At 41.6% G+C, this 10,731-nt stretch carries 11 protein-coding genes; all 11 read right to left on the reverse strand.

Annotation, left to right across the window (positions count from 1 at the left end; genetic code table 11):
* Positions 1-19: 19 nt before the first annotated feature.
* On the reverse strand, positions 20-1,243 hold the full coding sequence (locus ACNKW3_RS12465) for a type II secretion system F family protein (RefSeq protein WP_427399625.1): 1,224 nt from the start codon (positions 1,241-1,243) through the stop codon (positions 20-22).
* Positions 1,243-3,081, reverse strand: a complete 1,839-nt coding sequence (locus tag ACNKW3_RS12470; RefSeq protein WP_427399626.1) for a GspE/PulE family protein — start codon at positions 3,079-3,081, stop codon at positions 1,243-1,245. Before ACNKW3_RS12470 ends, ACNKW3_RS12465 begins: the two co-directional genes overlap by 1 nt.
* Positions 3,081-4,160, reverse strand: coding sequence for a tetratricopeptide repeat protein (locus ACNKW3_RS12475; protein ID WP_427399627.1), 1,080 nt, complete (start codon positions 4,158-4,160; stop codon positions 3,081-3,083). The genes ACNKW3_RS12470 and ACNKW3_RS12475 overlap by 1 nt, the downstream gene beginning before the upstream one ends.
* 2 nt (positions 4,161-4,162) lie before the next feature.
* A complete protein-coding gene (locus ACNKW3_RS12480; protein ID WP_427399628.1) occupies positions 4,163-5,107 on the reverse strand; it encodes an ExeA family protein in 945 nt (314 codons plus the stop codon).
* A 2-nt stretch (positions 5,108-5,109) separates the two neighbouring features.
* Positions 5,110-6,771: a pilus (MSHA type) biogenesis protein MshL gene (gene mshL / locus ACNKW3_RS12485; protein ID WP_427399629.1), complete on the reverse strand. Its 1,662-nt coding sequence runs from the start codon at positions 6,769-6,771 to the stop codon at positions 5,110-5,112.
* A complete protein-coding gene (locus ACNKW3_RS12490; protein ID WP_427399630.1) occupies positions 6,768-7,139 on the reverse strand; it encodes a hypothetical protein in 372 nt (123 codons plus the stop codon). The genes mshL and ACNKW3_RS12490 overlap by 4 nt, the downstream gene beginning before the upstream one ends.
* Entirely contained in the window at positions 7,129-7,788 is a 660-nt protein-coding gene (locus ACNKW3_RS12495; RefSeq protein ID WP_427399631.1) for an MSHA biogenesis protein MshJ, read from the reverse strand. Before ACNKW3_RS12495 ends, ACNKW3_RS12490 begins: the two co-directional genes overlap by 11 nt.
* Positions 7,775-8,419: a PilN domain-containing protein gene (locus ACNKW3_RS12500; protein ID WP_427399632.1), complete on the reverse strand. Its 645-nt coding sequence runs from the start codon at positions 8,417-8,419 to the stop codon at positions 7,775-7,777. Before ACNKW3_RS12500 ends, ACNKW3_RS12495 begins: the two co-directional genes overlap by 14 nt.
* On the reverse strand, positions 8,403-9,368 hold the full coding sequence (locus ACNKW3_RS12505; protein ID WP_427399633.1) for a biogenesis protein MshI: 966 nt from the start codon (positions 9,366-9,368) through the stop codon (positions 8,403-8,405). Before ACNKW3_RS12505 ends, ACNKW3_RS12500 begins: the two co-directional genes overlap by 17 nt.
* A 358-nt stretch (positions 9,369-9,726) precedes the next feature.
* Entirely contained in the window at positions 9,727-9,939 is a 213-nt protein-coding gene (locus tag ACNKW3_RS12510; protein WP_427399634.1) for a hypothetical protein, read from the reverse strand.
* A gap of 2 nt (positions 9,940-9,941) precedes the next feature.
* Positions 9,942-10,373 carry a putative toxin-antitoxin system toxin component, PIN family gene (locus ACNKW3_RS12515; protein ID WP_427399635.1) on the reverse strand — a complete coding sequence of 144 codons (432 nt, stop codon included), beginning with the start codon at positions 10,371-10,373 and terminating at the stop codon, positions 9,942-9,944.
* Between the last annotated feature and the right edge of the window lie 358 nt (positions 10,374-10,731).

The raw sequence follows: 10,731 nt of genomic DNA on the forward strand, positions 1-10,731 counted from the left end.
TGCTCATTCCCCTTGCGCGTTACTTGATTGCGCCCATCATGTCCCACATTGGGGTAAATATGCCGAGTGCGAGTATCAGCACCATCACCGCCACAATAGAGATTAGAATGGGTTCAATTTTTGAGGTTAGGGTTTTAATGTCATAAGCCACTTCGCGCTCATAGAATTCGGCAACTTCTTGCAGTAATTCATCCACACGACCCGTTTCTTCCCCAACGTTGATCATTTGCAATACCAAGGGGGTAAATAAATCAGACGTTCTAGCAACACGGGATAGACTTTCGCCTTTTTCGATGCGTCTTCGCATGCCCAAAATGGCGTCGTTCATATAAGCATTATCAACTGCCTCAGCAACTAAACTGAGTGCACTGGTAAGGGGAACGCCAGCTTTTAACATCATCGAAAAACTACGAGCAAAACGGCCCAATAAGGAACGTTCAACAATGGTGCCCATAATAGGCGCTTTTATTTTCCAATGATCCCAGACTAAACGCCCTTCTTGGGTATTGATGTAATGTTTGACGCCGAAGAAAACCAATAAAATTATGCCTATCAGCACATACCATTGGTTAACAAAGAAATCTGACATCCCTAAAAGCACACGGGTCATAAGCGGTAATTCGGTATCAAACTTGGCAAACATGCCCGCAAATACTGGGATTACAAACACATTCACTACGACCAACGCCCCTGCTAATGCAAATAGAACAAAACTGGGATAGCGAGTCGCCGCTTTTATTTGTTTACGGGTTTCTTGTTCCCTTTCCAAATATTCATAAAGTTGTTTAAAGGCTATATCTAACTGACCCGTATTTTCACCTACGTGAATGATACTCACGAACAATTGACTAAACACTTGTGGATGCTGGGCCATAGCAGAAGACAAACTTCGACCTTTTTCTAGTTGTTCAATCACCTGTTTTAGGGCTACTCTTAAACGTACAGATTTGGTATTCGTTAATCCGGCTACTGATCTGATAATAGGAATGCCTGATTTGGTTAACGAATACATTTGCCGACAAAAGATTATCAGTTCATCAAGTCCAACCGCTGGGGTAAAAAAGTGAATATTGTCACTTTCTTGTTTAGCTTGTGTGTCTTGTTTACCCTGTTTATTGATGATTTCTATCGGAATAATTTGTTTAGCTACTAAAGAGCGCGCAGCAGTACCTTCATCAACGGCTTCTAAGACGCCGGAGACTTCTTCCCCTTGTTGAGTCCGCCCTTTATATACAAACTGCATTAATCAATGTCCTCTAACGAGAATCCTGACGCAGGTTTTGGCGGTTGTTGCTCAGAATCTTCGGTAGTTTCTAATGCCAAAGATGATTCAGCTTGATCCGACGAGGAGGTAGATGGTAGCTCTTTTGGTAGTTTGTCTTTTCCATCAGAAACCATTTCCACCAGCCTTAACACTTCATCTAAGGAAGTGACGCCTTGTTTGGCATAATCAAAGGCCGCGTGTGATAAGGGGCGGTATTTGGGATCTCGTTTAGCTTGGGCGGTGAATTCAAACCCATCACCTGATTTAAGCGCGTTCATTAGTGGTTCAGTAACCTCAAGTAACTCAAACACACCAAGGCGACCGCGATAACCAGTAAAGTTACAGCGTTGACAGCCGCGACCTGTTTTAAATTCAAAATTACTTAGTTCAGGCTCAATGTGAGCCAACCAAATGCGATGCTCTTCAGTAGGCGCTGTGGTTTGCGCACATTTATCGCAGACTTTTCGCACCAAACGTTGTGCGATAACACCTTTTAGTGAACTCGCCACTAGATAGCCTGGCGCACCCATGTCTATTAGACGTATAGCACTGCTTACCGCATCATTAGTATGCAATGTTGATAATACTAAGTGACCGGTTAAGGCACCTCTTAAACCAATTTCCACGGTTTCCTGATCACGCATTTCCCCGACCATTAAGATATCAGGGTCTTGTCGTAAAGTGGTGCGTAATACATTGGCAAAGGTTAACTCTATTTTATGGTTCACTTGTACCTGATTGATTCTCGGTAATCTGTATTCCACCGGATCCTCAACCGTTATTATCTTGTTTTCTGGCTTGTTGAGTTCATTGAGAGAGCCATACAAGGTGGTAGTTTTACCTGAGCCTGTTGGACCGGTAACCAAAATCATGCCGTGGGGTCGATGTAGCAAGGATCTAAATCGCACTAACATGTCCGCAGGCATTCCGGTTTGCTCTAGTGTTAGCACGCCTTGAGACTGATCCAACAAACGCATTACTACAGATTCACCGCCTTGAAGTGGCATGGTGGAAACCCGCACATCAATTCGATGATTTTTTACCGTTATTTGGGTACGTCCATCCTGTGGCAAACGCTTTTCAGAGATGTCCATGCCGGACATCAGTTTAAGTCTAAGGACGAGAGCTGACGCTATGTTGCCTTCGGGAATAATATTCTCTTGCAAAACCCCATCCACGCGCTGACGAATGCGCAATTGCTTTTCATCAGGTTCAATATGAATGTCAGAGGCTTTTGCCATTACAGCGTCTTCAAAAATAGACTGCAAAAGCTTAGCCACTACGTTGTCTTGTTCATCGATAAAACCTGTATCAAGTTGAAATTCCACATCATCTTGATATTCATCTGCAAGCTCTTGGGCAAAGGATGCAATTTCTTCGGTTTTACGATAGTAATTTTCGTAGGCAATATAAAGTTGTGACTCACTGACCACTGCAACTTCTACCGGTTTAGGTAGCTTAGTTGAAAGTTCGTCTAATGCGTTAATGTCGGCGGGGTCACTCATGCCTACCAATAAGGTGTCGCCTTGATCTTCAAGTACTAGGGCGCGGTATCGTCTTGCTTGAATTTCTGGCAGCAACCTTACGGCATTAGGATTAACCCTGTAGTCCTCCAGGTTAATCATGGGAACGCCAAGGTGCTGAGAAAGCAACTCTAACAGTTGATTCTCACTGACCAAGGCCATTGAAATTAAGGTAGCCCCTAGCTTTCTTCCGGTATTTCTTTGTTCAGAAAGTGCTTGCTGGAGTTCGTCATCAGTTATCAGGCCATTTTGAACCAGCAAATCACCTAATCTGATTTTTACTCTTTGGGTCATCAGGACTGTCTCGCTAAAAACTCTATGCGTTGGTTTACAAAACTATGCACTTGGGTAGGCAATTGATTTAATACTTGCACTTGCTGATAGGAGGCAAGTGCCTCTTTGGACAGGCTTAATTTATCTTGGCAAACGGCTAAACCTAACCACCATTTGGCATTAGTAGACTCGCGAGATACTAAAATTTTGTAATCGTTAAAAGCACTTTGGTATTGGCCTGATTTTTCGGCCAGTGCGGCTCTAAAACTCAGTAAATCATTTGTTGCTTGATGACTATTTGGGTGCTGTTCAAGCACAGTCATCGCACCTAGCGCATCACCTTGGCGAAAAGCGATTCTTGCCTGCATGAGGCGCATGGCGCTATCGGTTGGGAAACGCTGGAGCCCAATGTGCAAGGTTTGTGTCGCTTGGCTTACCTGATTTTGTGCATATTGCAGTGAGGCTAGTTGCTTGATCACACTTTTATCATCTGGCGCCATAGACAACACCTGAGTCAATTTATCGATGGCGGTAAGTGTATCTTTGCTATCCAACGCGAATCTGGCTTGTTCTTTTAAACTTGAGACCGTTTTTGAGTGTCCTGAACTTGGCGCTATGCTGAGGCTTTGCGGCTGTTTTTGAACTTCTGAAATGGCAGCTACCTTTGTTTCAGTGGATGTCATTTCTGCCGTTTGCAGTTGAACATCGTTTAATTCAGTCGCTAGGGCAGCTTCCACTATCTCTGGTTTGTCTGTTTTGACAGGTTCTGGAATGTCAGCCACTTGAATTTCAGGCTCAGAAACTGGTATTAATTCAGCCTTAGCCGGCCCATTTGCATCAACGTAAGCAATTTGATCGCCTTTATCAGGGGCAAATTCAAGATCCTGCGTTGCAGGTTGAACAGGTCGAGAGTTCACTTCGTTTTCTGATGTGTAAAACTTTACATAACCAACACTTGCAGTTACTGCCAATAGACTAACAATCAACATGCTAAACATAAGTTTTTTATTGCGGGTGTTTTCAGATGCCACATAGTCTGCGCTAATTTGGCTGGATTGGCGCTTTTCTAAATCCCGTAGCATTTTATTGACTACACTCATGCCTACCACCTACTCACATAACTTAGTAACTCTTGATATGACATATAGAGTTCGTTAGTGGTAAACAGTGTTAGGCCGGTAACACCAAGAACTACTACTGGTAATGCCCATGCCATCCAAGGAAATCCCGGAATTGCAAACGCTGCTTCGGTATCTTTTGCTGCGAGTTTTATATGCTTGCGAGAAATCTTATATTTGCCTTCGCCATAGGCCAGCATAAGTGCTTTGTGGGCGATTATATTGACTAATCTTGGGGTTCCATTGCTTACTTTAAATAACAAGCGACAAACACCTTTACTGAACACATCCCCAGTCGCATGGCCAGCCACTCGCATGCGATGACGGCTATATTGAAAAATCTGGTCCGCATCCATCTGTTTTAGACTATATGAAAAGGTGATGCGTTGTTTAAGTTGGCGCAATTCCGGCTTGCTGATTTTATCATTTAATTCAGGTTGCCCGAACAGTACCACCTGCATTAATTTGCATGATTCAGTCTCTAAATTGGTCATCAACCGCAACGCTTCGATGCTCTCATCCGGTAGTGCTTGGGCCTCATCTATGATCAGCAAGACAGCTTTATGCTGTTGACGAATCTCAATTAAGCGCTGCTGAATTTTATGGGTAAATTCTTGTTGATCGCCATTAGTAGAGAGATCCACTTGTAGCTCAGCGGCGACCGATTTACGTAGCTCCGCTGGAGACAAATAAGGGTTTGGAATGTAGGCCGTAACAAAGCCATCGCTCAGTTCGTTTAACAGCTTTCTACAAATTAAGGTTTTGCCCGTGCCAACCTCGCCGGTCACTTTAATGAAACCTTCTCCCGATTCTAGCGCTGTAGTCAGCACATTGATGGCTTCATTGTGACTTGGCAGGCCGAAATAAAACTGCGTATTGGGCGTTAATGTAAAAGGTAGTTGTCGAATACCAAAATGATATAGATACATAATTACTCCACGTATAACCAATCCGCCATTTGGCTACGGCTTTGCTCTAGTTGATTACGCCAAGTGTTAGTGGTAACTACTGTTGGTTTTAATAAAATAATAAGCTCTTTCTTAGATTCTTTGTCGCGCACGCTTTTAAATAAGTTGCCGAGCACTGGAATATTACCCAAGACAGGCGTTTTCGATTCTTCGCGGCTTTTCACTGACTGCATTAGGCCGCCGATTACCACAATTTCACCGGATTGAGCGCTAACCATGGTGTCAGATTCACGAATGGTGCTTTGTGCCAAAGGCAGGACAATTTGCTCTTGATTCAGCGTAACGATTTTTTCCTGTTCTTCGGTTTCAATGACCGACGGGTGCACATGCAACAAGATACGCCCGTGTTCATCGATTTGCGGTGTAACATCTAATGCAATACCTGAGAAAAACGGGGTTAATTCAATATCTGGTACCACAGAAGTTGTAGTTGAGGTAATGGTATTTTGACTTGAGATATCAGTGACAAAATATTCGTCATCACCCACTTTAATTACCGCTTTTTGGTTGTTCAACGCGGTAACACGCGGACTAGAAAGCACCTGCACGTTGCCTTGAGTTTCTAGCAAATCGATCACACCAATAAAGTCTTTGTTTTGGAAGGCGACACTGGTTAGCCCCCCCAAGGTCGCGCTTAATGCATTACCGAAGTTACCTGGAGTTGAAGCAAAGGTAATATCCGTACTGCCAATATTGCTGACGATTTGCGTCCAATTGATACCTTGTTGATATTCATCGTTTAGTTCTACTTCCAAAATGCGTGCTTCAATCACGACTTGACGGGTTAAGCTTTGTTCGGAAATTTTTAGAAAACGACGAATGATATTAATATCTTCTGGATTGGCTCGCACTGTGACCAAACCAGCTTGTGGCGATACTAAAACAGATTTACCGTCTTCATTGCCAATCATGGTTTTGAGTGACTCTTCAAGGTTTTTCCAAAAGTCGGTTTCGTTTCGCGTACTTATGGTTGTGCCATTGTTAGCATTGGCTAATCCGCCACCCGATAAATTTGAACCACTTTGAGAATTGCCACTGAAGTTATTTTGTTGGCCAAAACCACCATTGCCGCTACTGTTATTGCCGCCCTGAGATATACCACCAGAAATAATACTGGTTTGGGTTTGACCATCGCGCTTCATCATCAAATAATTCACGCTAAAAGTTTCAGTGCGTAAACCCGCAGGGAACACACGATAAATGGCATCTATTTTTTCAACATGGTAGCCATAGATGTCGGTGATCAGTTTAAATACAGTGTCTAAACTAACTTGTTTTAAATCTAATGAAATGTTGCCTGTCACATCAGGATGCACGGCAACAGAATATGGCGTGTCCTGCACTAAACCGGCAAAAAAGGCAGCCGCTTCAACGCCTTTAGCACTGATATCGTACTTTTCAGTTTCTATTAATGTTTGCTGACCCATTTCAGCACCTAACAAAGTATCTGCTACTGTGGGTGGCAATTCACTTAAAGGCGCAGGACTAGGCTGAGAAGCCGCATAAGTTTGAATATCATGGGCTAACGATTGTTCAACATGGCTATCTTTGGTTGATGAACAACTACTCAATACGCTGGTAAGCGCAAGTAGGGAAATTGTTATTTTTGGACAAAGTTTGATCATTTACTTGCCTGCTTATTCACTTGATCGTCCTTGTAAATTGACAATATCACGTCATCTACATTGCCTTGGGAATCAACTAAACGTACTTGTTTGTCGCTAATTTTTGTTATTGTCATACCGTCAATACCATCACCCGCTTTAACCACTTCACCATTTACCACTGCATACAAGGTGGAATTGCGTTTAAAAATGGCACTTAATCTAAAATTGCCGTTGCTGATTAATTCTGGGGCTAATTGCTGCACAATAACGCTCGGTGGTTTGGTAGGATCTAATCGTTTCGAGATTTTTTCGTCACCAAAAGCACCGCCTGTCATGACAAGGGTTAACGCCGCTAAGATTGTGCAAATCAACTTATTAATTAACACCGATAAATGCCTCGCTAGTACTAAGAGTAAATACCTCTAATTGGGTGATAGCTTTGGGGTGCTCACTGACTTTGTATTCCAAATGCCGCCAATAAAGCTTCCACCCTAGGTTTTCGGCATTTGTTAAAAAGTCTCTAGTATCTAAATAACCACCTTCAAAGGTGATTCGTATACCGTGTTGAAATAAAGTGTCGCCATTGCTCTTGTCAGTGAAAAGTGCTGTAGGTGCTATAGACTGCATTTCTATTAGCTTGAGCGACTTTGCTTTGTAGAACAGTTGCTCTAAAACCAAAGGCATCACTTGGGGCGACACTAATTGCCCCAATTCTTTATCAAATTGTTTTTCTAAGGTATCTAAACGTTGCTGGATTTGCTGGATATTAAGCTTAGTTTCTTCATCTGGGTCTAGACTCATTTGATGGAACAGTTCAAGCTTAGTAGCTTCCAAGGTTGCAAATTGACCTTCGATATTCTGTTGCTTTTTCGCAACCTTATCGATTTCAAGAATTTGCGGTTCAACTATCAATATGTAACCAACAAAGAGCACTAGCAGAGGGGCCGCAAAAAATATAATTTTACGTTCACGTTCGGCTAAACCATCATAACCCGCTGAGAGCTTTTGCAACGCTGACTGCTTAATTTCCGCCATCAACATCTCCTTCGCCCTGATCTGAATTGGTATTTTCAGTGACTTGCGCGTCTGCAGGCTGACTGGTCAACCTAAACATTAAAATGTCGTCAGTTCGCTGCACTATGGCATCAGCAAATTCCTGACCTTTAAAAAATCCAGTATTGCTAAGCTTGCTTATCCAATTTGGCAGTGCAGATGGATTGGAAAGCTGCCCTTTAATGGTTAAGTCATTTTCTAAAACAGAGAATGAAGTCAGCCAAAGGTCATTGGTATAACTATTTGAAAATGCGTCAAATAACTCTGAAAACGACTTGTTTTTTAAATCCGATATCGATTGAATCTTATTGACCAACAACTGATGCTGCGTTAGATCTTGAGTAAAACGATCTAACTTAGCTTTAAGTAACGGACTACCCGTGCGTTGGGCAAGTTGGGTACTTAACCCCGCAATCTCTTGCTCAACTTCGGAATATCTCGCCTGAGTAGCTTTCAATTGGTCTTTCTGCCCATTCAGCTGATATGAAAACCCAGCATATGCGATTGCTATCAGAAGCGCGCAGATGAGAGTGACAAAGGTCAAATGGGCTGCATTGAAAATTTCAAAATGAGGACGAAACTCTTGATGATAGAGGTTAATTTGATGCTTCATCAGTCACCTCTTTTTTATTCGTTTTCATCTTTTTATTAAAGTGAGTAAAGGCTGCACCTAAACAACTGAAACTCGCCATTTTAAAATTAAGCTCACCGGCACATTTAATATTGGGTAGAAAATTCTCACAAGATACGCCCATAGCAGCGCTTATTTTGTTTGCTAGAAATTCGGTATGCACGGTGTCCAGCTTTAGCAATACACGTTTTACAGGTGCTTGCCTTAACTGACTTTCAAAAAAGTCCATAGAACGCTGAATTTGCACACAAAGCGATTCAATAATACCCATATCTAATTCAGATTCAGAAAAGCTACCAATATTTTCAAAACCTTTTAGTTGGCGACTAAAATACAGTTTATTTTCTTTCACTATATTCAACACCACTTCTTCGCCGTGCTCTTGCACTAGAGTAATCACCGCATCTTTTGATGGCGGCGCTAATTGAGTGGTGGCAAACTCTTCCACAGAGACCGATTGCAAATTAAGCTCAGCTTTAAAAATTGCTTCACTTAACTTTTCTATTTCAGTTTTCGCTAATGCAACAACCAATAACTTATTCTGACCGGACACTTGCACAGGTAAATCTGCGTAGTCATAAACTAATTCATGATTTGTTCCGGCGATTTCTTGTAACGGCCATCGAATGGCGGCAAACAGATCTTCATCGGCAACATCTGGCCGATCAATCTGCATGACACGGTACCAATGCGCCGTCAAATTAAAGTAACAAGGAGCGCCTTGAAGTTTATTTTTTTTGACGTAATCCGCTAATGCATGTTGCCAATTTTTGTGAGAAAAACTGGCATCTAATTCCCAAACAACCCCTTCAGCGGTCTCTTTAAACGCACACAGCAATACCTGCTCGGCAGTAAATGCCAAGCCAACCGCTTGATATTTTGACGGTTTTAAAAATTTTCGCCGTATAACGTCTTTCCAGCTAATTTGCATTGATTCGGTCCGCTTGTATTTGGATAACGTTTGTTTTCATTCAACTAAATCCGCACAAATTTTTGACGCATTTTCATTAAATAAAACTATTTTTGAGGGATTTAGCAAAAAGGTTGCCAAGTGTTACTTTGATTATCGGCTTGAGAAAAAAATCTATGAGGAATAGTGAGCTTTTCTAGAGATGCTAATGTGTTTGAGAGCAGTCAATGTAATGTTTTAGTTTAAGCTTAATCACCACAGCACGGACCATGGTCTCTCTTAGACAAATTACTGTCTAAATGAAATTAACTACGAAGAGTTGGAACATTTTTATCAGAGCGCTCAACTTAGAACGTCCGCTTCTGAACAACCTCAGTTGCTACTTACATGACCTTGAATGCAAAAGCTTTAGTGCCTTTTCAGGATCCCCATCTTTAGCTCGTTCCTGAAATTGATAAAATGCCTCTCGTTCAGATATTGTGTTGTTAACCATAATGTCTATAGCTCTATTTATACTCACGTTCTGAGATTCTGCAAACTTAGCGAGTCTTTCTTTAGTTTTTTCGTCTGTTCGGTATGTAATAGTTGCCATATTTACTTTCTCCTCTTTTCTTGAAGAAACTGTTCAGGTGTAATTACGTTCCAGTGAAACTTTAATTCACCGCTAGTTAGATCCTTGAGGTTATAACTGATAATAAACTCAGCCTCACTCGCGACAGCAAGGTCGACAAGATGATTATCTGATTCGTCCTTCAAATTTGGTCGCCACAAATAATTGATGTTAGTCCATTCACAAACATGAAAAAAACCGTCCAAGATTTGATTAATCTCAATTTTTGTAAAACTGCTATTTTCAAATATCTTATCTCTACTGCTTACATCGAGATATTCGGAAAATAAAGCTGCTCCAATTTGAGGAATAATTTCTTTGGTTAAACACATTTCAATCACTTTGAAACTTGCTGAACTTCTACTAGGACTTAACAGCACATTAATGATGATATTCGTATCTATAACAACTTTCATGCAACGATGATAGCATATTTACTTCTTAATGCTATCACATTTTGGTTTTTGGTGTAGCAATTCGAAACAACGATCGACGTGTCATTAAATGTCTATAGTGGGATGTATACCGCAAAGCTGTTGGGCGTTTGGATTCTATTCGCACAAAGGACGGCGACATTAAAAATTTGAAGAGCACATTCCAAGCGTTGTTTTCGAAGAATTTTTGTCTTCAGTGACTATTCGCTAAGTTCCAGTTAACGTACTTTTAAGCCCTACAAACATTTTTGATGGGCACAAAAAGACAAATTGCTGTCCTAATGAAATTAACTACGAAGAATCGTCATCGTGGCGCAGGCCACGACCTCCTTGGAACTTA

This window comes from Glaciecola sp. 1036, assembly GCF_050306235.1.
Taxonomy (GTDB): Bacteria; Pseudomonadota; Gammaproteobacteria; order Enterobacterales; family Alteromonadaceae; genus Glaciecola.